This window comes from Nitrobacter sp. CN101 (assembly GCF_055390255.1).
Genome location: NZ_AP038833.1, coordinates 15,263 through 41,613, shown reverse-complemented (window position 1 = coordinate 41,613; position 26,351 = coordinate 15,263). Strand labels below are relative to the sequence as shown.

19 protein-coding genes and 1 pseudogene are annotated in these 26,351 nt (G+C 61.5%); 10 read left to right on the top strand and 10 right to left on the bottom strand.

Features of this window, described 5'->3' with window-relative positions:
• Position 1 precedes the first annotated feature (1 nt).
• A complete protein-coding gene (locus tag ACZ5IL_RS00140; protein ID WP_464594465.1) occupies positions 2-1,006 on the bottom strand; it encodes an Hsp33 family molecular chaperone in 1,005 nt (334 codons plus the stop codon).
• Positions 1,007-1,294: 288 nt separating this feature from the next.
• Here ACZ5IL_RS00140 and ACZ5IL_RS00135 point away from each other — a divergent pair, with 288 nt between their 5' ends.
• Together ACZ5IL_RS00135 and ACZ5IL_RS00130 are read left to right on the top strand one after the other, a co-directional pair.
• A complete protein-coding gene (locus ACZ5IL_RS00135) occupies positions 1,295-4,069 on the top strand; it encodes a [protein-PII] uridylyltransferase (RefSeq protein WP_464594464.1) in 2,775 nt (924 codons plus the stop codon).
• 295 nt (positions 4,070-4,364) lie between these two features.
• On the top strand, positions 4,365-6,548 hold the full coding sequence (locus tag ACZ5IL_RS00130) for a transglycosylase domain-containing protein (RefSeq protein ID WP_464594463.1): 2,184 nt from the start codon (positions 4,365-4,367) through the stop codon (positions 6,546-6,548).
• A 209-nt stretch (positions 6,549-6,757) separates the two neighbouring features.
• Here the strand turns inward: ACZ5IL_RS00130 and ACZ5IL_RS00125 are convergent, their stop codons facing one another.
• Positions 6,758-7,594: a M48 family metallopeptidase gene (locus tag ACZ5IL_RS00125; RefSeq protein ID WP_464594462.1), complete on the bottom strand. Its 837-nt coding sequence runs from the start codon at positions 7,592-7,594 to the stop codon at positions 6,758-6,760.
• On the opposite strand from ACZ5IL_RS00125, the gene ACZ5IL_RS00120 reads away from it, so the two are divergent.
• The gene (locus tag ACZ5IL_RS00120) at positions 7,509-7,880 is read left to right on the top strand and encodes a hypothetical protein (protein ID WP_464596989.1); all 372 of its coding nucleotides are present in this window, start codon (positions 7,509-7,511) and stop codon (positions 7,878-7,880) included. The genes ACZ5IL_RS00125 and ACZ5IL_RS00120 overlap by 86 nt on opposite strands.
• On the opposite strand, the gene ACZ5IL_RS00115 is transcribed toward ACZ5IL_RS00120, so the two are convergent.
• Positions 7,849-9,156, bottom strand: coding sequence for a polyhydroxyalkanoate depolymerase (locus tag ACZ5IL_RS00115; protein ID WP_464594461.1), 1,308 nt, complete (start codon positions 9,154-9,156; stop codon positions 7,849-7,851). The genes ACZ5IL_RS00120 and ACZ5IL_RS00115 overlap by 32 nt on opposite strands.
• Before the next feature lie 329 nt (positions 9,157-9,485).
• Here ACZ5IL_RS00115 and ACZ5IL_RS00110 point away from each other — a divergent pair, with 329 nt between their 5' ends.
• Positions 9,486-10,826 (top strand): ActS/PrrB/RegB family redox-sensitive histidine kinase, encoded by a 1,341-nt coding sequence (locus ACZ5IL_RS00110; protein ID WP_464594460.1) that lies wholly within the window; start codon positions 9,486-9,488, stop codon positions 10,824-10,826.
• A gap of 91 nt (positions 10,827-10,917) precedes the next feature.
• A complete protein-coding gene (locus ACZ5IL_RS00105; RefSeq protein ID WP_464594459.1) occupies positions 10,918-11,472 on the top strand; it encodes an ActR/PrrA/RegA family redox response regulator transcription factor in 555 nt (184 codons plus the stop codon).
• Between the two features lie 124 nt (positions 11,473-11,596).
• On the opposite strand, the gene ACZ5IL_RS00100 is transcribed toward ACZ5IL_RS00105, so the two are convergent.
• Positions 11,597-12,088: an MmcB family DNA repair protein gene (locus tag ACZ5IL_RS00100; RefSeq protein WP_464594458.1), complete on the bottom strand. Its 492-nt coding sequence runs from the start codon at positions 12,086-12,088 to the stop codon at positions 11,597-11,599.
• Positions 12,089-12,378: 290 nt separating this feature from the next.
• Between ACZ5IL_RS00100 and ACZ5IL_RS00095 the strand changes: the two genes are divergently transcribed.
• Positions 12,379-13,047 carry an MBL fold metallo-hydrolase gene (locus ACZ5IL_RS00095; protein ID WP_464594457.1) on the top strand — a complete coding sequence of 223 codons (669 nt, stop codon included), beginning with the start codon at positions 12,379-12,381 and terminating at the stop codon, positions 13,045-13,047.
• Positions 13,048-13,182: 135 nt separating this feature from the next.
• Here ACZ5IL_RS00095 and ACZ5IL_RS00090 read toward each other — a convergent pair whose 3' ends face one another.
• The 4 genes from ACZ5IL_RS00090 to ACZ5IL_RS00075 all read right to left on the bottom strand — a co-directional run bounded on the left by ACZ5IL_RS00090 (position 13,183) and on the right by ACZ5IL_RS00075 (position 20,389).
• Positions 13,183-16,002, bottom strand: a complete 2,820-nt coding sequence (locus tag ACZ5IL_RS00090; protein ID WP_464594456.1) for a hybrid sensor histidine kinase/response regulator — start codon at positions 16,000-16,002, stop codon at positions 13,183-13,185.
• A gap of 181 nt (positions 16,003-16,183) precedes the next feature.
• Positions 16,184-17,266 carry an OmpA family protein gene (locus ACZ5IL_RS00085; protein ID WP_464594455.1) on the bottom strand — a complete coding sequence of 361 codons (1,083 nt, stop codon included), beginning with the start codon at positions 17,264-17,266 and terminating at the stop codon, positions 16,184-16,186.
• A gap of 169 nt (positions 17,267-17,435) precedes the next feature.
• Positions 17,436-18,356 (bottom strand): zinc metalloprotease HtpX, encoded by a 921-nt coding sequence (gene htpX, locus ACZ5IL_RS00080; protein WP_464594454.1) that lies wholly within the window; start codon positions 18,354-18,356, stop codon positions 17,436-17,438.
• 656 nt (positions 18,357-19,012) lie between these two features.
• A complete protein-coding gene (locus ACZ5IL_RS00075; RefSeq protein ID WP_464596960.1) occupies positions 19,013-20,389 on the bottom strand; it encodes an outer membrane protein in 1,377 nt (458 codons plus the stop codon).
• Positions 20,390-20,693: 304 nt separating this feature from the next.
• Between ACZ5IL_RS00075 and ACZ5IL_RS00070 the strand changes: the two genes are divergently transcribed.
• The 4 genes and pseudogenes from ACZ5IL_RS00070 to ACZ5IL_RS00055 form a co-directional block, all read left to right on the top strand.
• Positions 20,694-23,231: a ligase-associated DNA damage response DEXH box helicase gene (locus ACZ5IL_RS00070; RefSeq protein ID WP_464594453.1), complete on the top strand. Its 2,538-nt coding sequence runs from the start codon at positions 20,694-20,696 to the stop codon at positions 23,229-23,231.
• A 32-nt stretch (positions 23,232-23,263) separates the two neighbouring features.
• Positions 23,264-23,476: a hypothetical protein gene (locus tag ACZ5IL_RS00065; protein ID WP_464594452.1), complete on the top strand. Its 213-nt coding sequence runs from the start codon at positions 23,264-23,266 to the stop codon at positions 23,474-23,476.
• A 4-nt stretch (positions 23,477-23,480) separates the two neighbouring features.
• Positions 23,481-24,146 (top strand): ligase-associated DNA damage response endonuclease PdeM, encoded by a 666-nt coding sequence (pdeM, locus tag ACZ5IL_RS00060; RefSeq protein WP_464594451.1) that lies wholly within the window; start codon positions 23,481-23,483, stop codon positions 24,144-24,146.
• Between the two features lie 87 nt (positions 24,147-24,233).
• Positions 24,234-24,461 (top strand): annotated as a pseudogene (locus ACZ5IL_RS00055) (divalent metal cation transporter); the annotation flags it as partial.
• A 19-nt stretch (positions 24,462-24,480) separates the two neighbouring features.
• On the opposite strand, the gene ACZ5IL_RS00050 reads toward ACZ5IL_RS00055, so the two are convergent.
• Positions 24,481-25,263: a TIGR02186 family protein gene (locus tag ACZ5IL_RS00050; protein WP_464594450.1), complete on the bottom strand. Its 783-nt coding sequence runs from the start codon at positions 25,261-25,263 to the stop codon at positions 24,481-24,483.
• Positions 25,264-25,265: 2 nt separating this feature from the next.
• A complete protein-coding gene (locus tag ACZ5IL_RS00045) occupies positions 25,266-26,192 on the bottom strand; it encodes a sulfite exporter TauE/SafE family protein (RefSeq protein ID WP_464594449.1) in 927 nt (308 codons plus the stop codon).
• Positions 26,193-26,351 lie beyond the last annotated feature (159 nt).

Here is a 26,351-nt window from a genome sequence, read left to right as displayed (position 1 = left end):
CCTACTCCACGCCGGCTTCCTGCGGGGTAAATTCGTACACCGAATTGCAGAACTCGCAGGTCACGGCGACCTTGCCGTCCTGCACCATGCCCGAGCGGTCCTCCGGCGTGAAGCTCTTCAGCATGGCCGCCACGGCGTCGCGCGAGCAGGAACACCGCGCGTGCAGCGCTTGCGGCGAAAACACCCTGACGCCGCGCTCATGGAACAGGCGATAAAGCAGACGTTCACCGGACAAGTCGGGATCGATCAGTTCGAGGTCCTCGACGGTGCCGATCAGCGACTGACCCTCGACCCAGGCATCATCCTCGCTCACCGTATGCACGGCGCCACCGTCGGGGGCATCTCCGGGATGGAGATCGGCCTGGCGCGCGCGCTCCGGCGCCGTGGGCAGGAATTGCAGCAGCATGCCGCCGCCACGCCAGCCGCGCTTCGGTCCATCCCCCTCCCGGCGCCACTCCTCGCCGACCGCGAGCCGGACCCGCGTCGGAATCTGTTCCGATCGCAGAAAATACTCATGCGCCGCATCTTCGAGGTTGCCGCCTTCCAGTGCCACGAGACCCTGATAGCGGTTCATGTCCGGACCCTGATCGATGGTCATCGCGAGATGGCCGCGGCCCAGCAGCGCGCCCGAGTCGGAAGCATCGCCGAGCCGGGCCTTGTCGAAACGGGCATAGGCTCGCAGCCCGGCCGGGGCTCGAAAGTCGACAATCAGGAACGACACCGGTCCATCGGTCTGGGTTTGCAGGATGAACCGGCCCTCGAACTTGAGCGATGAGCCGAGCAGCGTCGTCAGCACGATCGCCTCGCCGAGCAGCTTGGCGACCGGTGCGGGATAGTCGTGCCGGACCAGCAACTCGTCGAGCGCCGGCCCTAGCCGGGTCAGTCGTCCGCGCAGGTCGAGTGTGCTCACCTCAAACGGAATCACGGCGTCGTCGACCGGAATGGATGAGGGCGCACGCACGGGGGTTTCACGCGACGTGGCGGGGTCGGGCATTTGTGAGGTCATGCCCTCTATCTGGGGTCGACTGGCCGGGATCGAAACCCCATGACAGGGAGGAGCGTCACATAAAGCTCCGTTTGAGGATGGGCTGCGGAATATCGGCGCAGCAGCGGAGAAATAAAAGTCACGCGTTTCAAATATTTAGGGGATTTCCGTCAACGAGAAAACAGATATTCTGGAGACGCCGGCTGGAGCGCATCATTGCTCAAACCGGTGGGTTGAAGCATGGATCCGTCACATGCAGTTCACAAACTGCGGTGACAGCGCGCGCGGCCTCCGTTATCCGGATAAGCGATGGACCTCGCAACGACAAAAGAAGCGGCGGACGGCGCCGGTTTCGATACCGTCCGGATCATCGGCGACATCGATGCGCTGGCCGAGAAGCACGCTGGGCACGGGGACGTTTTCCGTTCTGCCGTGTCCAGGTTGTTGAAGGTCGAACTCGCGAAAGTGCGCGATGCGGCGCAGGCGAGGCTTCTGCTTGACCGCCACGGGCGGCGCTGCGCCGAATGGCTTTGCTTCGTTCAAGACGAAATCATTCGTCTGGCGTTTTCGGCCGCGACCCGTCATCTCTATTATTCCCCCATTCCGTCCGATGGCGAGCGCATGGCCGTGGTGGCGACCGGCGGCTACGGGCGCGGTCTGATGGCGCCGGACTCGGATATCGATCTGCTGTTCATTCTGCCTTACAAACAGACGGCGTGGGGCGAACAGGTCGCCGAGGCTATCCTGTATTGTCTATGGGACATGGGGTTGAACGTCGGTCACGCGACGCGCTCGGTCAATGAATCGATCCGGCAGGCGCGGGGCGACATGACCGTCCGCACCGGAATTCTGGAAGCCCGCTTCGTCACCGGCGACCGGGCGCTATACGACGAACTGGTTAGCCGCTTCGACACCGAAGTGGTGCGGGGAACAGCGGCGGAATTCGTCGCTGCCAAACTTGCCGAGCGCGAGGAGCGCCATCACCGCGCTGGCCAGTCGCGCTATCTGGTCGAGCCTAACGTCAAGGATGGCAAAGGGGGATTACGCGACCTGCATACGTTGTTCTGGATCGCGAAGTATGTCTACCGGGTGCGTGAAAGCCACGAATTGCTCCAGTGCAATGTGTTCGATGTTCGCGAATACCGGACGTTCAGCCGCTGCGCCGATTTTCTATGGTCGGTACGCTGTAACCTGCACTTCGCGACGGGGAGGGCGGAGGAACGGTTGTCGTTCGACTTGCAGCGGGAGATCGCGGTCCGGCTCGGATATACGTCTCATCCGGGGATGCAGGATGTCGAACGCTTTATGAAGCACTACTTCCTGACCGCCAAGGATGTCGGCGACCTCACCGCAATTCTATGCGCGAAGCTCGAGGATCAGCAGGCCAAGCCGGCACCGGTTCTCAGCCGCGTGATGTTGTGGCCGCGGGGCACGGAGGTTCGGCGGGTTCCGGACAACGACGACTTCATCATCGACAACAACCGCATCAATCTCGCGACGCCCGATCTCTTCAAGCGCGACCCTGTCAATCTGATCCGTTTGTTCCGCCTCGCGCAGAAGAACAACCTGGCTTTCCATCCGGACGCCTTGCGGCTGGTGACGCGGTCGCGACGGCTGATCAACGCGGAGCTTCGCGAAAACCCGGAAGCGAACCGGCTGTTCATGGAGATCCTGACCTCGAATGACGCGGAGACCGTGCTGCGCAGGATGAACGAGACCGGGGTGCTAGGTCAGTTCATCCGCGCCTTTGGCACGATCGTCTCGATGATGCAGTTCAATATGTACCATCACTACACGGTGGACGAGCATCTGATTCGCTGCATCGGCATCCTTCAGGATATCGAGCGCGGCGACAATGACGAGGTCGCTCTCGCCAGCGAGCTGATGCGCAAGATTCTTCCCGAACACCGGCCTGTCATCTACATCACCACACTGCTTCATGACGTTGCAAAGGGCCGGCCCGAGGATCATTCGATCGCAGGCGCCAAGGTAGCGCGCAGATTGTGCCCGCGCCTTGGCTTCAACGCAGCCGACACCGAACTGGTCGCGTGGCTGATCGAACAGCATCTGACGATGTCCAAAGTGGCCCAGTCTCGCGACCTATCCGATCGCAAGACCATCGAGAATTTCGCGGCCGTGGTCCAGTCGGTCGAGCGGATGAAGCTCTTGACCATCCTGACGACCGCAGACATTCGCGGCGTCGGCCCCGGCGTCTGGAATGGCTGGAAGGCCCAGCTGCTCCGAACTCTTTATTATGAGACAGAACCCGTGCTGACCGGCGGCTTCTCCGAGGTCAATCGCGCGCAGCGCATGGCAGCGGCTGAGGCCGAGTTCCGTGCCGCTTTCACCGAATGGCCCGACCATGAGCTTGATGCCTACATTGTCCGGCATTATCCGGCCTACTGGCTCAAGGTCGATCTCGAGCACAAGATCAGGCACGCGCGCTTCCTGCGCGCCAGCGAAAGAAGCGGCAAGAAGCTTAACATCAACGTCGGCTTCGATGAGGGGCGCGGTGTCACGGAGCTGACGATCCTTACCGCCGATCATCCCTGGCTGCTGTCGATCATTGCGGGAGCATGCGCGTCGGCCGGCGCCAATATCGTCGATGCCCAGATCTATACGACCATCGACGGGCAGGCGCTCGATACCATCGCGATCTCACGCGAATATGAGCGCGACGAGGACGAAGGCCGGCGCGCTGGCCGCATCGCCGAGATCATCGAGCAGGTACTCGAAGGCCGGTTGCGCCTGCCCGATGTGATACCGAGCCGCGCCGGGGGAAAGAGGCTGCGGCCGTTTGTGGTCGAACCCAAGGTCACCATCAACAATCAATGGTCGGACCGACACACCATGATCGAGGTTTCAGGGCTTGATCGACCTGGGCTTCTGTTTCAGCTCACCACGGCGATCTCGAAGCTCAACCTCAACATCGCCTCGGCCCACGTGGCGACATTCGGCGAGCGCGCGCGCGACGTGTTCTACGTCACCGACCTGCTCGGCGCCCGGATCACCGCTCCGACACGGCAGACCGCGATCAAGCGCGCGCTGGTCCATCTGCTCGCTAACGGCAGCACTGCGAAATAATTCGCCGTCGGGTGGCAGCGTCTTGCAAACTTCGCCTTGCAATGGGTTTGGCCCTCATTCTGGCCGGACCAGCCGGTCGGGCTGTGAACGTCGCGCGGATGACAGGACGCGGCTTGTTCGACTTGGGTCGGCGGTTCCAGCCCTAATGTTGCATTAACTTTCAGGTAACCGCGCCTTAAAGCCCGGCCGCTAGGGTCCGTCTGATTTTGACGTTCGCATCAACGGTTGCTGCAAGAACGTGCGAACTTCGAAATCGGCACACTGGCGTGCAGGGTCGGCGTGAGCGTTGTTGCGTATGGCGTGGGGACAAAAAAAGCGTAGCGGGCGCAAAGAGCCGGTATTCAGTGGGTTCGCAGCTTCGCTTTCGGAGTTGCGCATCAATCCGCTCGACCGCGTTACGATTGCTGACGACAAGCCGCCGGACAGGCGAGCCCGCCCGCGCAAAGCAGCCGCTCCGAATACTGAAGGCCCGCGCAGGCCTCCGGGTGAGGGTGGACGGCGAGCGAAGAAGCGTACACGCGCGCGTCTCTCGCGGCTGTTTTATTGGGGTGCCGTACTCGCATTGTGGGCGGTTATCGCCGTCGTCGGCCTGCTGATCTACATCGGCGCGCATCTGCCGCCAATCCAGTCGCTCGAAATTCCAAAACGTCCGCCGACCATTCAGGTTGTCGCTGCGGACGGCAGCGTGCTGGCGACGCGCGGCGAAATGGCCGGAAACAACGTCTTGCTCAAGGACGTGCCGTCCTATTTGCCGAACGCCTTCATCGCGATCGAGGATCGCCGGTTCTATTCGCATTACGGCGTCGATCCGATCGGCATCCTGCGCGCAGCCGTTGCCAACGTGCTGCACTTCGGCGTATCGCAGGGCGGCTCAACGCTGACCCAGCAACTTGCCAAGAATCTGTTCCTGACCCAGGAACGCACGCTTGAGCGGAAGCTCCAGGAAGTCGAACTCGCGCTCTGGCTGGAGCGCAAGCACACCAAAGCGCAGATTCTCGAGCTTTACCTCAATCGCGTTTACTTCGGGTCTGGCGCGTATGGTGTCGAAGCGGCGGCGCAGAAGTATTTTGGAAAGCCCGCGAAGAACGTCACGCTCGCCGAGGCCGCCATGCTGGCCGGTCTCGTCAAGTCGCCGTCGCGGCTCGCGCCGGATCGCAACCCGGAAGGTGCCGAAGCCCGCGCAAAGATCGTGCTCGCGGCAATGGCGGACGCTCACCTCATCACGGCGCAACAGGCGCACGCCTCGACCGCCCAACCCTCCTACGCCGTGAAGCCGGCCAGCGCCGGTACCACCAACTACGTTGCCGACTGGGTCGGCGATGTCCTTGATGATCTGGTGGGCCAAGTCGATCAGAACATTGTTGTCGAAACGACCATCGATCCGAAATTGCAGAGCGTGGCGGAAGCCGCCCTGATCGACGAACTGGCCGCGAAAAGCGTCAAGTTCAATGTCAGCCAGGGCGCATTGGTGGCGATGACGCCCGACGGCGCGGTCCGCGCCATGGTCGGCGGCCGCAACTACGCCGACAGCCAGTTCAATCGGGCGACCATGGCAAAACGTCAGCCCGGCTCCGCGTTCAAACCGTTTGTGTATCTGGCCGCGATCGAGGCCGGGCTCACGCCCGAGACGATCCGTCAGGACGCTCCGCTCGACGTCAAAGGCTGGCGGCCGGAGAACTACTCTCATGAATATTTCGGCGCGGTGACGCTAACCCAGGCGCTCGCAATGTCTCTCAATACCGTCGCCGTCCGGCTCGGACTGGAAGTCGGTGCTGCAAAAGTGGTGCGAACCGCGCACCGCCTCGGCATCACATCAAAACTTGAGACGAACGCATCAATTGCGCTTGGCACTTCAGAGGTGTCGCCGCTGGAGCTGGTCGGGGCCTACGCGCCATTCGCAAACGGCGGATATGCCGCCAGTCCCCATGTCGTCGAGCGCATCCGCACCGTCGACGGGAACAAGCTTCTCTATGCGCGCGGGAAGGAAGCACCCGACCGGGTGATCGATCCACGCGGGGTCGCCATGATGAACACGATGATGGAGCAGACGCTCATCAGCGGCACCGCGCGCAAAGCCGAGATTCCCGGATGGACAGCCGCCGGCAAGACCGGCACCAGTCAGGATTTTCGCGATGCATGGTTCATCGGTTATACCGCGCGGCTCGTGACCGGGATTTGGCTCGGCAACGATGACAATACGCCGACCCGCAAGGCGACCGGCGGCGGCTTGCCGGTGGAGGTCTGGACCCGCTTTATGCGAGCCGCTCACCAGGGCGTGCGGCCCAAGCCGATTCCCGGCACACAGCGGGGCGGCTTCCTGCCTGAAGTCGCGCAGTTCGGCCAACCCGTCGACGTACCGGTCCCGGCGGCTTCGCCTGCGGTCGAGCGCCAGCCGCAGCCGGTGCGGACCAATGTGCGGCCGGAAGCTGCTGGCGGTCTGGATGGCTGGCTCGTGGACCGGCTGTTTGGCGGTCACTGAGGCAGCCCCGTCTTGCGCGGAAATCGTGACGACGCAGTCGTCAGTTTCTCACGGAGTTGGGAGATCACGGTGCTTCCGATAATGCGCTCTCATAAGAACGCACGGCACCTAGGTCCTTCACTCCATTGGGTGGGCCGGTATCCATCCTCGGGTCGCGCCCGAGCACATGCTTCGTTCGAAACGCTATAGCGAAAGTGTTGTCGGTCCGATCAGTCCTGAATACCGTAGCGATGGAGGTCGTTGCCTTCAACGTCGAGCCACTTCTTGGCCCGCTCGACATGATTGCAGATGCGAGCCACCACCTTCCAAAACCGTGGCGAGTGATTCATTTCAACGAGATGGGCGACCTCGTGCGCGGCGAGATAATCCAGCACGAATGGCGGCGCCAGGATGAGCCGCCATGAGAATGAGAGCGATCCGGAGGACGTGCATGATCCCCAGCGGCTCGATTGGTCGCGGATCGAAAGGCGCTTGACCTTGACGTCAAGCGCGTCGGCATGGCGCTGCGAGGCTTTTTGTAGGTCTCGTCTTGCTTCCCGTTTCAGGAAATCATGGACCCGCCGGTCGAGATATTCGAGTTCGCCGGCGACACAAAGAATACGCTCACCGCTATCGCGCGTCTCGGTCCACACGGTACCGCGCTCGCCGGCGCGATGCACGATCCGATGGGCGATGCCGCGCAGCGGAATGACCGCGCCGTGGTGGAAGGGTGCCGCCTTCGGCAGCCGCCCGAGACGCGCCGCGATCCAGCCGCCGTGACGTTGCGCAAAGTCTTTTGCTTCCGCGAGCGTTCCTCGCGGCGGCATTGTCAGGATCGCTTCGCGGTCACTCGGATGGATTCGCAAGGTGTAGCGGCGCGCGCGGCGATGCCGGCGCAAGCGGACTGAATAAACCTGGGATCCATGCTTGATGAGAAGCCGGGACGGTTCGGCGGGACGTCGATATAGGAGCGCACGGGCCATGTCTGCAAATCCGGGACGGGAAATCTCGCCCGGATTCTGCCATATCCGGCGCCACTCAAATCGATCGGCGCAAAAACAAATCATTTGCCCAATATACAGGGGTAATCCATCCCTGATTGGCTATATAAGGGGTGCAGGAACAAGAAAATTTGTATTTCATTCGGCTGAGTTGACCCTCGAAGTGATGAAAATTAATTCATTTCTTGAAAACGAAAGAAGTGAACCGATCATTGGAGGGTTGCCGCAGGATCCCCGCGCCCCTGACTGCGGGATCGATCAGGTGATTGTTTCCGTTCGGATTTACGTGCGATCGATGCAGCGGCCGCAGCGTGCGATGCTTACGCTGGCTGTCTGGCGTTCGACTGTATGAAGTCATTGATGCGAGGGACGATCTCCGATCTGAACCGCGACCCGTTAAACACCCCGTAGTGACCGACATCCTTCTGCACGTAATGGGTTCGCCGGTTGTTTGGGATCGATGTGCATAACGCGTGCGCCGCTTCGGTCTGGCCGAGGCCGGAAATGTCGTCCTTCTCACCTTCGACCGTCATCAACGCGACGCGCGTGATCTTCGAAGGTTCGACCAGCCGGCCGCGATGGGTCATCTCGCCCTTGGGCAGCGCGTGCTTGACGAAAACCAGATCAACCGTTTGCAGATAATACTCGGCGGTCAGATCCATCACAGCGAGATATTCGTCATAGAAATCGCGATGCTTGTCGACCAGGTCGCCGTCGCCTTTAACGAGATTCTCGAACAGACTCTTGTGCGCATTCATGTGGCGATCGAAATTCATGCTGATGAAGCCATTGAGCTGCAAGAAGCCGGGATAGACGTCGCGCATCACCCCAGGGTGCGGAAACGGCACCTTGGTGATGACGTTATTGCGGAACCAATCGGTGCCCCTCTCGGCGGCGAGATTGTTGACCGCGGTCGGATTCTTGCGGGTATCAACCGGCCCCCCCATTAACGTCATCGACAGCGGAACATACGGATCGCGCTCGGCCTCCATCACCGACACGGCGGCCAGCACCGGGACCGACGGTTGGCAGACAGCGATGACGTGGACGTTTCCGCCGAGCACATGCAGCATCTCAATCAGATAGTCGACGAAATCATCGAGGTCGAAGCGCCCCTCGGCGACCGGTACCATTCGGGCATCGGACCAGTCGGTAATGTAGACGTCATGCGTCGGCATGAACGCTTCGACGGTTCCGCGCAGCAAGGTGGCGTAGTGACCCGACATCGGAGCCACCAGCAGCAGGCGCTGCTGCGGCACGCGCAGTGGACGTGTGTGCATTCGATCGAAGTGGAGCAGACGACAAAAGGGTTTCTCCCAGACCGAGCGGATCTCGATCGGTGTGCGCACACCGTTGACCTCGGTTTCGTGGAGGCCCCATTCCGGCTTCGCGTAACGGCGGGTGGTGCGCTCGAACAGTTCGCAACCCGCAGCGACGGATTTGCCCAACTCGGTATGCGCCCACGGATTGAGCGGGTTCTGGAACAGCATCCTGGTTGCATCGGTGATGGCGCGAGCCGGATTGAGCGACGCCTGAGCCATTTCGTACATCCAGTACATCGGCGCCGTCATCGATGGGCTGACTTCCGCCGGCATCTCCGGCGGCCGTCCAAATTCACCGATCGGCATTGGCTTGTTCCCCTTTTTGCGTCGCAACATAGTGACCGTTGCGATACAGAGCGTCAATCCACCGCTTGCCTAGATATAGTAGGTTGATGCTTTTAGAGAAACCTGAGATGGAAAAAATCTCTGTCCGGCCTCGTTTGAGGCCAGAACGCTGCTATGCCGCGCAAGGTGGCGCTGCTTTATCAGTCTCGGAAATTTCATGCGGGCTTGGCCCGGCCACAGCTCCGGCTATGCCCGGTCCCATGAAATGAAAGCCGACTCCGCATTTTATTTTGAGATGTGTTCTCCGAAAGCAGTTCTCACCTTTCAGAATGATGCTCTAGTCTTCGAGAATGACCGACGTTGCTGCTTCCGATTTTCGCCATCCCCGCCGCTACGTCCGGCTGGACACCCTCTTGCGGCTGCGGTGGCTTGCGGTATTGGGGCAACTCACGGCGATCTTCGTTGTCGAGCAGGGGCTTGAGTTCGATCTGCCAACCGCTCCCTGTTTGACGATCGTCGGGTTGTCGTCGCTACTCAATCTCGTTTTGCAAGTCAGCTTCAATCCGATGAAGCGGCTCGAGCCTTGGCATGCGGCTGCGCTGCTTGCGCTGAACATTGCTCAACTGGCCGCCCTGCTGTTCTTCACCGGCGGTTTGCAGAATCCGTTCTCCTATCTGTTTCTGGCGCCGGTACTGATCTCGGCCACCGCCTTGCCGACGCAAATGACCATGGCGCTCGGCGGCTTCGCGGTCGCCTGTGCGACGGTCCTGGGCTTCACGCATTTGCCACTGCCGTGGGATGCATCCAATCCGCTCGTCTTGCCGCCGATCTATCTGATAGCAGTCTGGTTATCGATCGTGCTGGCGATCGGTGTCACGAGCCTCTACACATTCCAGGTGACGGAGCAGGCACGCAAGCTGTTCGATGCCCTGGCGGCGACCGAACTGGTGCTGACCCGCGAACAGCATCTGACCCAGATCGACGGCCTTGCTGCCGCGGCCGCCCACGAACTCGGAACACCGCTCTCAACCATCTTTCTGATTTCGCGCGAGCTGGAAAAAGCCTTGCAGGAGAATGGCGCTCAGGATCCACAGCGGCTCGCCGGCGATCTCGGGATCGTACGGGAGCAGGCGCAGCGTTGCCGCGATATTCTCGCCAAGATCGCGCAACTGTCCTCATCTGGCGCGCCCTTCGATCGCATGCCGCTGTCGACGCTGATTGAGGAAACCGTTGCCCCGCATCGTGACTTCGGCATCGACATCAAGACCCGGATCGAGGCCGCAGGTGACCACGAACCGGTCGGCATGCGTAACCCCGCGATTCTTTACGGCGTCGGCAACATTCTCGAGAACGCCGTCGACTTCGCCCGCAGCGCGGTCGAAGTGAATGCCTGGTGGGACAGAGACAGCGTTGAGATCGTCATTGCGGACGACGGACCGGGCATTGTCCCCGACATTCTGAAGAGGATCGGCGAGCCTTACCTGTCGCGCCGTCGCAACGCCGGTGATGCCCAGGGCGGACGTACAGGGCTGGGTCTTGGAATTTTTATCGCCCGAACCTTGCTGGAACGAACCGGCGCTAAGGTATCCTTCAAGAACCGAAAGTTTCCCGAGCATGGCGCGGTGGTCAGGATTGTGTGGCCACGTGTCCGTTTTGAAACAGCAAAAACGATTGCGGAGACAATAGGATAGGGATCGCAGCCGCAAATTTGGGCAACAATTGCTTGCGGTGCGAGGTTCAGCGATCATATGATTTCAGGCCAATCACGCGCGAGGTATCAATGTGAACGCCACCCCCGACGTTATCCCGCAAGCCGACCGCTCGCTGCTTATCGTTGAGGATGACAAACCGTTTCTGGAGCGCCTGTCTCGCGCCATGGAAACGCGCGGCTTCACTGTGACCTCATGCGACAGCGTCTCTGATGGCCTTGCGCATATCGGAAAGTCCGCGCCGGCTTTTGCCGTGGTCGATTTGCGGCTGGGCGACGGCAATGGTCTCGACGTTGTGTCAGCGCTTAAGCGCGAGCGGCCCGATGCTCGAGCGATCGTGCTGACCGGTTACGGCAACATCGCGACCGCTGTGACGGCGGTGAAGATGGGGGCGATCGATTATCTGTCCAAGCCTGCCGACGCCGACGACGTGGTCGCAGCGCTGCTTGCCAGCGGTACGGAAAAATCCGAGTTGCCGCCGAATCCAATGTCGGCCGATCGCGTGCGCTGGGAACACATTCAGCGCATTTACGAGATGTGCAGTCGTAACGTGTCGGAAACGGCGCGGCGGCTCAACATGCACCGCCGCACGCTGCAACGTATTCTGGCGAAACGCGCGCCTCGCTGAGACTGAATTGTCATCCTCTCTTCAGGGGGAGCGACGGCCGTTTCAGCTTTAAGTCAGACGCAGCGTTTCGAGCGAAGTGGCTTATCGCCTTGCGCGGGCGTGGCTCTCGAGTCGCAATCATGCCTCAGAATTCACCGTCGGTGTGGCCCTGCGGATCGGCCAGGCGATTGAGACGTTGCGCCGCCGCCATTCCGAAGCGCAGCATCATCGCCTTGCGCGTCGGTGCCGACAGGCGGTGCTCGGGCGCCTCGCAATGCAAGTAGGCGCCATAAGCGTCGGCAACGATTAGCCCCGTATCGCCGGGGAAAATATCGCACGGCAGGTCGCGTGTGAAAGCGAAGAACAGGCGATCGCAATGCTCCCGGTAATCCTGCCACTTCCTGTCCGCACGCAAATCCTCGGCCGATGACTTGATCTCGACGATCCAGATCTCGCCGCGCGCATTTACTGCAACGAGATCGGCACGACGCCCGGACGGGAGCGACAATTCGCTGAGACAGGCAAATCCAAGCGATCGCAAAAGTCTCCCGGTCCCGCGCGCGATCGCCAGCGCTGCCTCCGACTGGCGACGATCCGGCAGGGCCACAAGGGCGATGTGAGCGGCATTCGTTTCCATGCGACTATAGCGTCTTCGAGCGACGTGGGTGCCGGTTCGCGTGAAGAAAACGAGTCAAATCAAAACCATAGAACTCTACTTCTGATTCCGTCAGAAGCGGAAGGGCTCAGAGCATTTTCCAGCTAAGTGGAATCCGGTTAGCCGTACGAAAATGCTCTCAATCAATAACGTGCGCGTACTCTGATCGCAAAACGGTATCCACTTTTGCGGAGTACGCGTTAGGCTCGGTGTGTCACCGGTCATGCTGTTAAATCGCTTGGCGAGGCCGTAAAAATCGGCATTGTGCGCGTATGAGCCAGGACGACCAAAGCAGCACCAAAGTCGGCGCCACCATCATCCCGGTGACGCCGTTCCGACAGAACTGCACCCTGTTGTGGTGCGAAGCCACCAAGGATGGGGTGGTGATCGATCCTGGAGGCGATATTCCGCTCGTCAGGGCCGCCATTAAAAAGGCCGGTGTGAGCGTCGGACGGATTTGGCTGACGCACGGCCATATTGATCATGTGGGCGGCGCCGCGGAGTTGCGCGACGCGCTGAAGGTCCCCATCGAGGGTCCGCATATCGCCGACAAGTTTCTGCTCGACCATGTCGTCGAAAGCGGATGCCACTACGGCATGACCGGAATGCGCAATTTTGTCCCGGACCGCTGGCTCGAGGAAGGCGACCGGGTCGAGTTCGGCCAACTTGCATTCGATGTGCTTCATTGTCCCGGCCATTCGCCGGGAAGCGTGGTTTTTTTCAGCCCGGAGATGCGCTTTGCGCATGTCGGCGACGTGTTGTTCAACGGCTCTGTCGGCCGCACCGACTTACCCGGCGGCAGCCATGCCATGCTGATTAAGTCGATTACCGACAAGCTGTTGCCGCTTGGCGATGACGTTGCTTTCATCTGCGGACATGGCCCGGGGTCGACCATCGGCTACGAGCGCGCAAGCAATCCGTTCCTGACCGGCAACGTGTGACTTCTCCCAGGTTCGAGACCAAGAGTGATCGCCTGTCGGTCTCGACACAGAACGGATCACGCCATGCGCAGGACCGCCGCCACTCCGATCTCCACGGCGATGGATGGTGCCTGACACACACCTTCGCAACCGATATCAGCGGAAAATGATGTCGCGGACACGCTGCGAGAGATGGCTGAGATCGAACGGCTTGGTGATCATGTCCATGCCGGGCCTGAGGAAGCCTTTGGCGTTTGCGGCATTGTCGGCATAGCCAGTCATAAAGAGGATTTTCAAATCTGGCCGGAGTTCCCGCGCCTGATCCGCGAGTTGGCGTCCGTTCATGCCCGGAAGCCCGATGTCGGTGAGCAGGAGATCGACGGGTGTGTCCAGTTGCAGGATCCGCAAGCCCGCCGCTCCGTCCGCAGCCTCGCGCGTCAGATAACCCTGATCGTGCAGCATCTCGACAATGATGCCGCGCACGACCGGTTCATCCTCGACCACCAGCACGGTCTCTCCGGTCGCGGTGATCTTGTTCACGGGAGACGTTTGATTAGACTCGGCAATGCTATCATGGCGCGGCAGAGACAGGCTGATCGATGTGCCCTGTCCCGGCACGGTGTCGAGGGTGATGTGGCCGTTCGATTGCCGCGCGAATCCGTAGATCATCGACAGGCCAAGTCCGGTACCCTGTCCGATCGGCTTAGTGGTGAAGAATGGATCGAAGGCGCGCGCCGCTACATCGGCGGTCATGCCTGTTCCGGTGTCGGCGACGGTAATGCAGATATAGTCGCCCGGTTGCTTGGCGGAGGCTCCGGACTCGGCAGCGTCGATGGTTACGTTCGCCGTGGTGATCGTGAGCCTACCGCCGTTGGGCATGGCGTCCCGTGCATTGATCGCGAGATTGAGCAGCGCGCTTTCGAGCTGATTGGGGTCGCACAGCGTCGGCCAGAGCTGTTCTGATGGGGCGATTTTCAGCTCGATGGTCTCGCCGATCGTCCGGCGCAGCAAGTCTTCGAGCGAGAGGATCAGCCGGTTGGCATTGACCGGCTTCGGCACCAGGGGCTGTCTGCGGGCGAATGCCAGCAGGCGGTGCGTCAGCGCCGCGGCCCGATTGGCGGAGGTCATTGCGGCCTCGATGTAGCGTCCCGCGCGATCGGTCCGCCCCTGATTGAGACGCGTCTGCAATAAATCCAGCGAGCCCACGATGCCGGTGAGCAGGTTGTTGAAGTCGTGGGCGATGCCGCCGGTCAACTGGCCGACGGCTTCCATCTTCTGCGATTGACGTAGCGCTTCTTCTGCCGCCCGCAACCGTTCGGCAGCCGCCTTCTCGGCAGTGACATCGCGCGCCACGGCGTAAATCAGGTCCTGATCCGGAACAGCGGTCCAGGACAGCCACCGGTACGAGCCGTCCTGGTGACGAAGCCGGTTTTCGAATCGAACGGTAGCCTTGCCGCGTGCAAGGCGGCGGACCTCAACTCGGGTCTTAACGATATCTTCGGGATGCTCGATCCATTCGGCGGTGCGCTCCATCAGCTCGGCTTCGCTCCAGCCGAGCGTCCTGGTCCAGGCAGGATTGACGGAGCGCCAGATGCCGTTCTGGTCCATGACGAGTAGCAAGTCCCGGGACACGTTCCAGATCCGGTCGCGCTCGCGGGTTTTTTCTTCGACGCGCTCGGCGAGCGTCGCATTCAACTCGGCGAGTTTTGCCGCGATCCGCTTCTGATCGTGGACGTCGGTGTTGGTGCCGATCCAGCGGGTGATACGACCGTCGTCATCGCGCGCCGGCACCGCGCGGGATAGAAACCAGTGATAGCTGCCGTCAGACCTCCGCAGCCGGAACTCGATCTCATAGGGTTCGCCGCTGTTCACCGCGCGGGTTCTTGCGGCGGCAGCGGCCGATGCGTCCTCCGGATGGACGATCTTACTCCAGTCGTGGCCGCTGAGTTCGCCCGGTTTTGTACCGACATAGTCGTAGAAGCGTCGATTGAACCAGTTAAATGAGCCGTCGGACGTGGCGGTCCAGACGTGATGCGGCAGCGCCTCTGCAAGCGTACGAAATTCCTGTTCGCGCTCGCGGATCGAACGCTCCGCTTCGACCTGATCGGTGACATCGATGTGCGCGCCGAACAGACGGAGGGCTTTCCCCTCCGCATCGCGCTCGATCACAGATCGGGCGGAAATCCAGCGGGTCTCGCCGTCGCTCGGCCGGATGATACGGTAGCGTACCGCATACTCGCGATCACCGCCCCGCACCGCATCGATGAACTGCCCTTCGGCGATTGCCCGATCGTCGGGATGAACGCGGCGAAGCCAGTCTTCACGATTCTCGTGGACGGCTTCGGGCGGAAGGCCATGTATCTTCAAATACTCGGGCGACTTGCGACTGCGATGCCCGGTGCGCAGATCGACTTCGAGGCCGCCGATCCGTCCAATCGCCTGTACGCGCGCGAGCTCGGTCTCCCGCTCCTGCAAGGCAAGTCTGGCAAAATGTTCACGCGTGACATCGCGGCATACGACGAGCACGCCTCCAACACCTTCATCGTTATCGATGGGGCTGAAGCCGTAGGTCCAATAGACCTGCTCCAGCCTGCCGTGCCGCGTGATCGGAACAAGCTGCTCCTCATGCCAGGTTGCACCGCGACCGGCCAGGACGTGCTCGATCTGGGGGCCGATGATGTCCCAGTTTTCGGTCCAGCACTCCTTGCCCTTCTGACCGAGCGCACTGGGATGCCGCTCCGGTCCCATGGTCTGCCGATAGGCATCATTATAGAACTGGATCAGATCCGGCCCCCACCAGATGAACATCGGGTGGTTGGTGTTCAGCATGATCCGAACCGCCGTGCGCAGACTCTGGGGCCAGGTATCGGAAGCGCCGACCGATGTAGAGGCCCAATCGAATCGGCGCGTCAAATCACCCATCTCCCCGCCTCCGGCGAGAAAGGCTCCGGAACTGACACCTTCCTTCTCAAGCATTGATGGACAAGTTTTGTTGGGTAGCCCGTCGGGAGGGGTGACCCCAATGACGCCGCATACCGGGTCACAATCGGAACAGAACGCGCTGTCCCTCCCTTTGGTTCCAATTATTTTCGCGGATGTGACGCCGGCACCCCCGGAGCCGACGTCGCGCCTCGCTCTCGCGGTGGACGGACAGCCGTCAGTTCAGCTTGACCACTTCCACCCGACGATTCTTGGCTCGGCCGTCGTCGGCGTCATTCGAGGCGGCGGGCGCCATCATGCCGACGCCGGCTGCGCGCAGCCGCTTCGGATCGATCCCGTGGTTTGCCGCCAGCACCTTCACTACCGCCTCGGCCCGGCGCCGCGACAGGTCGAGGTTGTGGTCGAACGCGCCCTGATTGTCGGTGTGGCCGACGATCAGCACTGCGAGCTTCGGGGCGCCCTTGAGCAGGCCTGCGATCTCGGCCAGCGTGGGGCCGGATTCGGGTTTGAGCTCGGCTTTGTCGGTGTCGAAGAAGATGCCGTAAAGCGCGACTCGGCCGGTCGTACCGATGCTCCGCGCCATTTCCTCGGCCTTAACCACGACCATCTTCTGCTCGCGGGGCTTGGGTTCGACGATATGGACCAGCGCCACGGTTCGTTCATTAAACGCCTTGCAGTACAGGTTGTCCTCGACCTGAAAGGTTTGCACGGTGACATAGGCATCGCCGCCGCCTTGCGGGATCTTCGCAGCGAAGAACCGCTGATCGTCGACATGGGATGTCAGCGCGCATTTGCCGTTTGAAAAGTCGGCGTCCTTCAGCTGGTTTGCGTAAACGAAATACATCATGAGGCTCATTTCGCCGCCGCCGCCCTCGCTGGAGCGCTCGGGATCGCCGCCGCATTCTTCCTTCTTGCAAGTGTAGAGGATTTCGCCACCGGCCTCCTTCACGACGTCCTGATAGTTGCGCAACACCTCCAGCGGCGAGCGTCCGGCCGGTAGCAGATAGGCAATACGAGTGCGCGCGCCCTCGATTTCGATTTCCTCTTTCGGCTTGAACACCTGATTGTTCATCCGATCGCGCTGATCGTCGCCCGCCTTCTCAAGCCTTGACAGCGGCACCTTGAAATCGGTGAAGGCGAGGCGTTCATAGCTCACGATGAACGAGCCGTCGTAACGCTTCAGCCGCGCGTTATCGCTGGCACCGGCAATATCCTTGGTTGGAATGACAGCGTCGGCGCGAGCCGTGGTCGCACCGAATAAACCGATCGCAACAGTCAGCATGGCAATCTGCTTGAGCATTCTATGAAATCTCCATGGCAAAGCATCACACCAAGCCGATTGGCTGTGCTCTGACAAGGGACTATCGCGCCGAAGGATCGCTGGGGAAAAGGAGTCGATGGGCGTGCGCCGTCGGACTCGCCCGACGGCGCTGATTGCCGTTGCTCAATACTTGACGGACCGCGGCTCCTTAACCCCACGGACCCCGGCGAGGGCCACTGTTCCAGGGGCCGCGGGAGTCGGACGCTGGGCGGGGGGCAAGACCTTCGCCGGACTGCCTGGCGAGCTTCTGCAATGCGGCGATGCGGTTTTCGGTCGAGGGATGGGTCGCGAACAGGTTATCCATACCGTGTCCCGACAGTGGGTTGATGATGAACATGTGCGCGGTCGCGGGCACGCGCTCCGCCTCCATGTTTGGGACCTGATGCGCGGCATTGTCGATTTTGGCCAGCGCTGAAGCGAGCCACATCGGCTGGCCGCAGATGCGCGCGCCCATCTCGTCGGCGGCGTATTCGCGGGTGCGACTGATCGCCATTTGCACCAGCATGGCTCCGAGCGGCGCGAGGATCATCATCGCCAGCGAGCCGATGACACCGGGGCCGTTGTTGTCCCGGTTGCCACCGAAGAACATGCCGAACTGCGCCAGCATCGAGATCGCGCCGGCGAAGGTTGCGGTAATAGTCATCAGCAACGTGTCGTGATGTTTGATATGCGCAAGTTCATGCGCGATCACGCCGGCCAGTTCCTCGCGGCTGAGCGACTGCATGAGTCCCGTCGTCACCGCCACGGCGGCATTCTCCGGATTGCGGCCGGTGGCAAAAGCGTTGGGCTGCGGATTATCCATCACGAACACACGCGGCATCGGCAGGCTGGCACGCGCAGCAAGCTCGGACACCAGCCGGTGCAGGTCGGGTGCGGTGCCGGCATCGGCCTCATGTGCGCCGTACATCGACAACACCATGCGGTCGGAGTTCCAATAAGCGAAGATATTGGTCGCGGCGGCGACGACGAGCGCGATCGTCGCGCCGCTGGCGCCGCCGATCAAATAGCCCACGCCCATGAACAGGCCGGTGAGCCCCGCCAGCAGGATCGCAGTACGGAAATAGTTCATTAAACTTCTCGAAACCCTCACCGGATTTGGTGGCCGGCATCCAGAACATGGGAATTGCGTATCAGGGCGCGCAAGTGCGGCGGCCCGTCGCGGCGCCAGAGAGATCGATTTTTCTTCTATGAAGCGATCGGCTGGCCAAATCTGGTTCAGGATCGGCATAGGCATGGCCTGCGACGCTCCCGCCAGTTCCAGGACTAGAAACGTCGCCGTTCCAGCGCTCCGAAGTCCAGAGTCATCCGGCGAGATCCGGCAAGTTTGATGGTCGCGGTCACGGAACGGACAGCGTGATCGGACTCGGTAATGGCGAGAAGGTTCCCCAAAGGGGCTCGGATCACGGGATCGGGTATGGCGCGAGGGCTATTTCCGCTTCCCCTGAATAACGCACTGCCGTTGGCCGGACCCGTACCGTGCCGGACATTATGATCGTAGAGCCGTGCGCAAGGACAGCGCATCCGCGGAGCCCTCAATCGTAGAGCAATAGCGCTGCCTGGCTAGAGTCTTTTGATTTGACGCGTTTTCTTCACGCGAACCGGATTCCACTTCGCTCGCGACCGGTTCATGAAGAAAGCCGCATCGCGATGCGATGCGGCTTTCTTGCCCACTCCCCCAAGATTTATTCGGCCAGACCAGAGCTTTAAGACCCCGGCCTTTTGCGGTCAGTAGTTCGCGACCGCCGGCGCATTGAAGTGGTAGTTCAGACCGGTGCGGAAGATATGCTCCTGTGCGCCGGTCGTCAGCACGAACGGCCCACCACCGATATTGAAGCTTGAGCGGCCGAGGTCGACGTAGAGATATTCCGTCGTCGTGGTCCAGTTCGGGCCGAACAGCGGCCCACCGAACAGGTTCACCACGGGAAGCGGCGTCTCGATGCCACCGCCCACGGTGTAGCCGGTGCGGGTGTTGGAGAAGCTAAAATTGTTGAGCGGGGTGTTGAGCGCGGTCTTGACGTTGCCATAGGCGAAACCGCCGGTGGCGTAGAACATCGAAGATCCTATGGCGTAGCCGAGGCGGCCGCGCGCGGTGCCAAACCACTGCAGCTTCGAATTGAAATCGGCAGAGGCCCCCGGCACGCAGCCGAAGCAGGTCTTGTTGTCCTCCAGGGTCGAGCCCTGGAAGTCGGTCTCGAGGCCAAAGACGATGTTACCAGCCTGCCAATTGTAGCCGATCTGGCCGCCGCCGATGAAGCCGCTGGGCGCGAGATTGAACCGGGCGAGCGGATTTCCAGCCGCATCGGAGATGGTGCTGCGGTTGCGGCCGAGTCCGCCGCCGGCATTGCCGCCGATATACAGGCCGTTCCAGTTTGCCGTGACCGTCGGTACGTACGGGCTGCCGGGGCCACCAATGCGATAGTTTACGCCGGCGCGGAAGATATTCTCGTGCAGCTCGGAACGCAGTGTCTGACCGGGAAGACCGGCGAAGGTTTGATTGCCCAGATCGAGATAAAGGTACTCGATCTTGCCGGTCCAGTTGCCGCCGAGCGCGGCTTCGACACCGCTGCCCCAGGTCCAGCCGCTGCGTCCGCCGCCGAACGCGGACGGCACGCCACCTTGAATGACTGTAGTGCCAACGTTACCGTAGGCCCAACCGCCGGTTAGGTAGGTCATCATCGGACCGTTAACCAGGCCGACGCGGCCGCGCGCCGTGCCGAACCAGTTGAGTCTCTGATTGTACTGGAGCCCGCCGACGCCGCCAAAATTGGTCCGGGTGTCGGTCATATCGGCGCCTTGGAGGTCAGCTTCGACGCCGAATACGATCGGGCCCAGGAACGAATTGGTCTGCCAATTGTAGCCGATCTGGCCGCCGCCAACCGCGCCGAGCGGCTGCAGATGCGTCGAAATTGCCCCGGGGCCAAGATCATGCACGGTTTGATTGCGACCAACCCCGAGGCCGGCGTTCACGCCGAAGTAAAGGCCAGTCCAGTCATAGACCGGGGCCAGCGGCGGAGCCTTGGTGTAGGGCCGCGGTGCAAGATCCGCCGCCTGGGCGCTCATCGCGGTGCTGGCCAGCAGAACGCCGAGCAGAATTTTTTTCATTTTCATTATGATGGTCCCCGACTGCAAATGACCGTGAGATTGTACGCTTCGGCGGGAAACTTGTCTGTGGTTCGGTAGCCACACCTGATAGGGAATGATGTGGTGACGGCGAAAACCTTGCAAAATCAGCATCAAAATCACCATCTGGCATAACAATGCCGGACCCCATCGCGGCTTGTCCGCGCCGCCCAAGCCGCGCTGAACCCCACTCCGACCGTTTGCGAGGTTGCTGATTCGCTTTCGATCCCGGCATCCGTCATGTCCAACCTCGACCGGACAGGCGGGACGGCCTACCTCTCGGAGCGTGGGAATCGCTGATCGCGAAAAGCGGCCTCTGCTGCCCGAGGGCTTTCTGCGCTGGTTTGCGGCGCGGGGATGGTCGCCGCGTGCGCACCAGTTGGCGTTGCTGCGAAAGGCCCGTGCCGGCCGTTCGGCGCTGCTGATCGCCCCCACCGGCGCTGGCAAAACGCTGGCCGGATTTCTGCCCACGCTGGTGGACATCTCTTCTCCCTCTCCTCTTGTGGGAGAGGGAGGGCACCTTCACACCCTCTATATTTCCCCACTGAAAGCGCTGGCGGTCGATATCGCCCGCAATCTGGAGACCCCGATCACCGAGATGGGTCTGCCGATCCGGGTCGAGACCCGCACCGGCGACACGCCGGTGTCACGCCGGCAGCGGCAGCGGCGTTATCCGCCGGACATCCTGCTGACCACCCCTGAACAGATCGCGCTGCTGCTGGCGTCGGACGATGCGCCGTTTCTGTTTTCGTCGTTGCGGCGCGTTGTGCTCGATGAACTGCACGCGCTGGTGACCTCGAAACGAGGCGATCTGTTGTCATTGGCGCTCGCCCGGCTGTGGCTGCTCGCTCCGCGAATGCGTACGATCGGCTTGTCGGCGACGGTGGCCGAACCGGAGTTGCTGGCGCGATCCCTGGTGCCGCAGCCCGAAGGCAAGGCCGTTTCGGCTGACATTGTCGAGGCCGACGGCGCAGCCGCTCCAATTGTCGAGATGCTGGACACCAGCGAACGACTGCCGTGGGCGGGACATTCGGCGCGTCATGCGTTGACCGAGGTCTACGATCTCATCAGGCGCAACAGGACCACGCTGGTGTTCGTCAACACCCGCAGCCAGGCCGAGATGTTGTTTCAAGATCTCTGGCGCATCAACGACGACGGTCTCGCCATCGCGCTGCATCACGGCTCACTCGACGTCGCGCAGCGCCGCAAGGTGGAGCAGGCGATGACGGACGGCCGGCTGCGCGGGGTGGTCTGCACGTCGTCCCTGGATCTTGGCGTCGACTGGGGCGACGTCGATCTCGTCATCAATATCGGTGCGCCCAAGGGTGCCTCGCGGCTGATGCAGCGGATCGGCCGCGCCAATCACCGTCTTGATGAAGCCTCCCGCGCAGTTTTAGTGCCGGCTAATCGGTTCGAAGTGCTGGAATGCCGCGTCGCCATCGACGCGGTCGCCGAAAACGCACAGGACACGCCGCCGTTGCGCTCCGGTGCGCTCGATGTGCTCGCCCAGCATGTTCTGGGCTGCGCCTGCGGTGAACCATTTCACGCGGATCAACTCTATGACGAAGTGCGGACGGCTGCGCCGTATGCGGATCTCACACGCGCTGATTTCGACGGCGTGATCGATTTCGTCGCCACCGGCGGCTATGCGCTGAAGAGCTACGAACGCTTCGCCCGCATCCGGCAGGACAAAGAGGGGCGCTGGCGCGTCGCCAATCCGAAGGTGCGGCAAAGCTACCGCCTCAACGTTGGCACCATCGTGGAGGAGGCGATGCTGAAGGTGAGGCTGGTGCGTTCGCGGCATGGCGGCCAGAACGGAGCTAAAGGTTTGACCGGCGCGATCGCACGCGGCGGCCGGATGTTAGGTGAGATCGAGGAGTATTTCATCGAAGGCCTGGTTGCCGGCGACACCTTCGTGTTCGGCGGCGAGATCGTGCGCTACGAGGCGCTGTCCGAGGATCAGGTCTATGTCTCGCGTGCCAATGACGAGAGCCCGAAGGTACCGTCCTACATGGGCGGCAAGTTTCCGCTCTCGACCTATCTGGCCGAGCGGGTTCGCAACCTGCTCGACGATAAGCGCGCATGGCGTGGCCTGCCGGATCAGGTGCGCGAATGGTTGATGCTGCAGTCGCATTTCTCGCGTGTGCCGCATGCGTGCGAGATGATCATTGAAACCTTTCCGCGAGCCGACAAACATTATTTGGTCTGCTATCCGTTCGAGGGTCGGCTAGCGCACCAGACTCTCGGCATGTTGCTGACGCGGCGATTGGAGCGTGCGCGTACGCGACCGCTTGGCTTTGTCGCCAACGAGTATGCGCTCGCGATCTGGATGCTCGGCGACGCTTCGTCGATGATTGGGCAGGGCCGATTGAATCTGGATGAGCTGTTCGATCCGGACATGCTGGGCGACGATCTGGAGGCATGGCTTGCGGAATCCGCGTTGATGAAGCGCACCTTCCGCAATTGCGCGATCATTTCGGGCCTGATCGCCCGCCGTTTCACCGGGGCGGAAAAGAGCCGACGGCAGGTCTTGTTCTCGACCGATCTTGTTTACGATGTGCTGCGCAAGCATCAACCCGATCATGTGCTGCCGCGAGCGGCCCGCGCCGACGCTGCGACCGGACTGCTGGATATTCGCCGCCTGAGCGATATGCTGACGCGGATCAAAGGCCGGATTACCCACAAGCCGCTCGACCGCATTTCGCCGCTCGCGGTTCCGGTGATGCTGGAAATCGGCCGCGAGGCGGTCTATGGCGAGGCGTCGGACGAACTGCTGGCCGAAGCCGCCGAGAGCCTCGTCAAGGAAGCGATGGCAGGGGATTGAAGCAGCGTCCACTATCGGAGTCAGGAGACGCTATGATTGATCGCGACAGCGCTGAGAGATTGATGATAAATTTCATGGGCATCAATGAAGCTTTGAACGCCGCGACAATAACGATTTCTCATTTTCCCGAGCAGGAGGAACAGAGGCGCTTTCGACGAGCCATCGGTGAAATAGGCAACATCGTTTATCTTGATCTGATGAGGCCAATTATAAAACAGTTTCCTGACCTCGACCCTGACAAGTAGTATGATGTTCAACGATTTCATTGTCGCCGGCATCAGCTTCACCGCCGATCTCTCGGGCGCGCTGTTCTGGGAACACGAGCGCCTGCTCGTCGTGTCCGATCTGCATTTGGAAAAGGGTTCGAGCTTTGCCATGCGCGGCGTGCTGCTGCCGCCCTACGATACCGTGGCGACGCTTGCGCGGCTTGCGGAGGTTATCGCGCGTTACGATCCGCGCACGGTGATCGCTCTCGGCGACAGTTTTCACGATCGCGACGCGCATGAACGCCTGTCCGCGCCGGACCGCGAGGCGCTGTCGGTATTACAGGCCCGCCGCGACTGGATCTGGATTTCGGGCAACCACGATCCGGCGTTGCCATCCGATCTCGGGGGCGTTGTCGCCGAAGAAGTTGCGATGGGTGAGATCGTATTCCGCCATGAGCCGACTGGCGCTTTCGGCGAAATCGCAGGTCATCTGCATCCCAAGGCGCGGGTTTCAACGCGGGGTCGTTCGATAGAGCGGCGTTGTTTCGCCAGCGATGGCGCGCGCATGGTGATGCCGGCGTTCGGCGCCTATGCGGGAGGCTTGAGCATCCGAGACAGAGCGTTCGCCAGAATCTTCTCGGCCGATTTCACCGCGCATGTGCTCGGCTATACCCACATGCATGCGATAGCGGCCTCGCGCTGCTGTTGAAAGCCGCCGCGGCTCATTTCACTCGGACAACGCCGCGCGGCGCTCGTTCGCCGTCGGCCGCGTAGACGGACGGGGAACCGGAACCGGCTTGTCCTCAATTTCACCCCCATAGACCCCATTCAGGCGCTCTACTGGAGCGCGGTTATCAACGGTGTGCTTGCGGTGCCCGTGATGGTGCTGCTGATGTTGGTGGTGAGGCACCACGAGATCATGGGCAATTTTAGGGTAGGGGGCCCGCTGTATTGGCTCGGTTGGCTCGCCACCGCCATAATGGCGTTCGGTGTAGTGGCGATGGCGATCGCATGGGCGCTGTAGGGATATTACTCCAAGACCCTCAGTCTCTGCGGAAAACGATCGATGCCATCCAGCCGGCCGTCAACGCCATAAGCGCTGTCGCCACGCCGTAAACCAGGCCGTGTTGTTTGGCGGCGGTGGCCACGAACTGCTCGAAACCGACCTTGACGATTTCGAACGCCGTATCGGTTTTTGCGATCAGCGCGCCACCGGCAAGCAGCTTGATTCCGATGGTGTAGGTGCCGATCGGCACCTCTGCCGGGAGCGGGATGCCGGTACGAAACAGGGTCGGGGTCAGGAAAGTCACGGCCGAGGTGTTCTCGCGGTACAGCCCTTGTTCGCTTCGCAGCCTTATGAAGGCGCGCCGGAACGGATCGCTCGGTACCACGTCGGCGTAGTCGGGACCGATGCGCTGCGTCAGCAGCACGTTGTTCAGTCCGAGTCGCTGCTGGCGCAGGATGTCCGGCGCGGCGATCTTGTCCAGCGGCCGGTCGGCGAACACCGCAAGATAGGCCGGAACCTGGAGGAATTGCCGGGAACTGGCGTTCACCCAGATGCCGAACCACCGCTCCTTGCGGCGCGTGATCATGTCTGCGGGAGGGCCGCTGACAGTTACGACGAGATTGTAGCCGGCGGACGGAAGCGGCGCACCGCCGTCACGCTCGATCGAGCCGAACAGCACCAGTTCCTCGCCGGAATAGTTCGGCGTGACGGTGACGCGATGGTTCGATACGGAGACGATAAGGTGCTCTGCGCGCGCATCGTCCGCGCCGAGCATGACGCCTAGCAACAGCGCAAGTCCGGCCGACCATGTTGCGCGCATCCTCATATGCCGCCCGTCGCTTCGCGGACGGCGTAGAGATCGGTAGGTCGGATACCCAGTTCGATCGCGAAGCGAACACCGACCGCCAGAATCAACAGCCCGAGCAGTAGCCGAAGGTGTTCGCCCCGGATGCGCTGGCCGGCGCGGGCGCCGAATTGTGCGCCGGTCACACCGCCGGTCATCAGGATCAATGCCAGCACAGCGTCGACGAGATGGTTGGTGGCGGCGTGCAGCACCGTGGCGAACGTCATGGTGATGAGTGTGAGCATCATGGAGGTGCCGATCACAGTCGACGTCGGTACGCGCAGCAGGTAGATCAGCAGCGGCACCAGAATGAAGCCTCCGCCGATGCCCATGATCGCACCGATGAAGCCGATCAAGAGTCCGATGACGATCACCGGAATGGCCGAAAGATAAATCTTGGAGCGCTTGAACCGGATTTTCAGCGGCAGGCCGTGGACCCAGCCATGGCCGCCCGAGCGTCGCAGCGGAAGGGTCCTTCCTTTGCGGGCCCGAAGCATGGCGCGTAGCCCTTCCCAGGACATCGCCGCGCCGACGCCGGACAGCAGCACAACGTAGGAGAGTGCGATCAAAAGATCGAGTTGTCCTAGCGAGCGCAGACGCGTGAAGGTCCAGACCCCGAATATGGTTCCGATAATGCCACCGCTCAGCAGCACCAGCGCGAGCATCGGATCAACAGCCCGCTTGCGCCAGTAGGACAGCGCTCCGGAGAAAGATGAGGCCGCGATATGGCTTGTGACCGTTGCAACGGCAACCGCCGGGGCGATGCCGACAAAGATCAGCAGCGGTGTCATCAGGAAGCCTCCCCCGATGCCGAACATCCCCGATACGAACCCCACAGCTGCCCCCATCGCCAGGATGAGGAACACGTTGACCGGAATATCGGCGATCGGGAGATAAAGCTGCACGCGCGTTGTCTTCGGATTTGGCTGCTGGCTGGCCGGCGCCTTTCGCAGCTTGGACCTTCAGTCGCGGCACGGCCGCGAGCCGCACCCCTGCATAACCGAAATCATCGGCGGCCGGGGTTAAAGAATTGAGGACGGCCGGGTCTGTTCTCCGCCGTCACA

What these genes read in the sequence shown, in the direction of transcription:
- ACZ5IL_RS00140 (WP_464594465.1), bottom strand. Translation starts at nt 1,006, where the DNA reads ATGACCTCACAAATGCCCGACCCCGCCACGTCGCGTGAAACCCCCGTG.
- ACZ5IL_RS00135 (WP_464594464.1), top strand. Translation starts at nt 1,295, where the DNA reads ATGGACCTCGCAACGACAAAAGAAGCGGCGGACGGCGCCGGTTTCGAT.
- ACZ5IL_RS00130 (WP_464594463.1), top strand. Translation starts at nt 4,365, where the DNA reads ATGGCGTGGGGACAAAAAAAGCGTAGCGGGCGCAAAGAGCCGGTATTC.
- ACZ5IL_RS00120 (WP_464596989.1), top strand. Translation starts at nt 7,509, where the DNA reads ATGTCTGCAAATCCGGGACGGGAAATCTCGCCCGGATTCTGCCATATC.
- ACZ5IL_RS00125 (WP_464594462.1), bottom strand. Translation starts at nt 7,594, where the DNA reads ATGATTTGTTTTTGCGCCGATCGATTTGAGTGGCGCCGGATATGGCAG.
- ACZ5IL_RS00115 (WP_464594461.1), bottom strand. Translation starts at nt 9,156, where the DNA reads ATGCCGATCGGTGAATTTGGACGGCCGCCGGAGATGCCGGCGGAAGTC.
- ACZ5IL_RS00110 (WP_464594460.1), top strand. Translation starts at nt 9,486, where the DNA reads ATGACCGACGTTGCTGCTTCCGATTTTCGCCATCCCCGCCGCTACGTC.
- ACZ5IL_RS00100 (WP_464594458.1), bottom strand. Translation starts at nt 12,088, where the DNA reads ATGGAAACGAATGCCGCTCACATCGCCCTTGTGGCCCTGCCGGATCGT.
- ACZ5IL_RS00095 (WP_464594457.1), top strand. Translation starts at nt 12,379, where the DNA reads ATGAGCCAGGACGACCAAAGCAGCACCAAAGTCGGCGCCACCATCATC.
- ACZ5IL_RS00090 (WP_464594456.1), bottom strand. Translation starts at nt 16,002, where the DNA reads ATGCTTGAGAAGGAAGGTGTCAGTTCCGGAGCCTTTCTCGCCGGAGGC.
- ACZ5IL_RS00085 (WP_464594455.1), bottom strand. Translation starts at nt 17,266, where the DNA reads ATGCTCAAGCAGATTGCCATGCTGACTGTTGCGATCGGTTTATTCGGT.
- htpX (WP_464594454.1), bottom strand. Translation starts at nt 18,356, where the DNA reads ATGAACTATTTCCGTACTGCGATCCTGCTGGCGGGGCTCACCGGCCTG.
- ACZ5IL_RS00075 (WP_464596960.1), bottom strand. Translation starts at nt 20,389, where the DNA reads ATGAAAAAAATTCTGCTCGGCGTTCTGCTGGCCAGCACCGCGATGAGC.
- ACZ5IL_RS00065 (WP_464594452.1), top strand. Translation starts at nt 23,264, where the DNA reads ATGATTGATCGCGACAGCGCTGAGAGATTGATGATAAATTTCATGGGC.
- pdeM (WP_464594451.1), top strand. Translation starts at nt 23,481, where the DNA reads ATGTTCAACGATTTCATTGTCGCCGGCATCAGCTTCACCGCCGATCTC.
- ACZ5IL_RS00050 (WP_464594450.1), bottom strand. Translation starts at nt 25,263, where the DNA reads ATGCGCGCAACATGGTCGGCCGGACTTGCGCTGTTGCTAGGCGTCATG.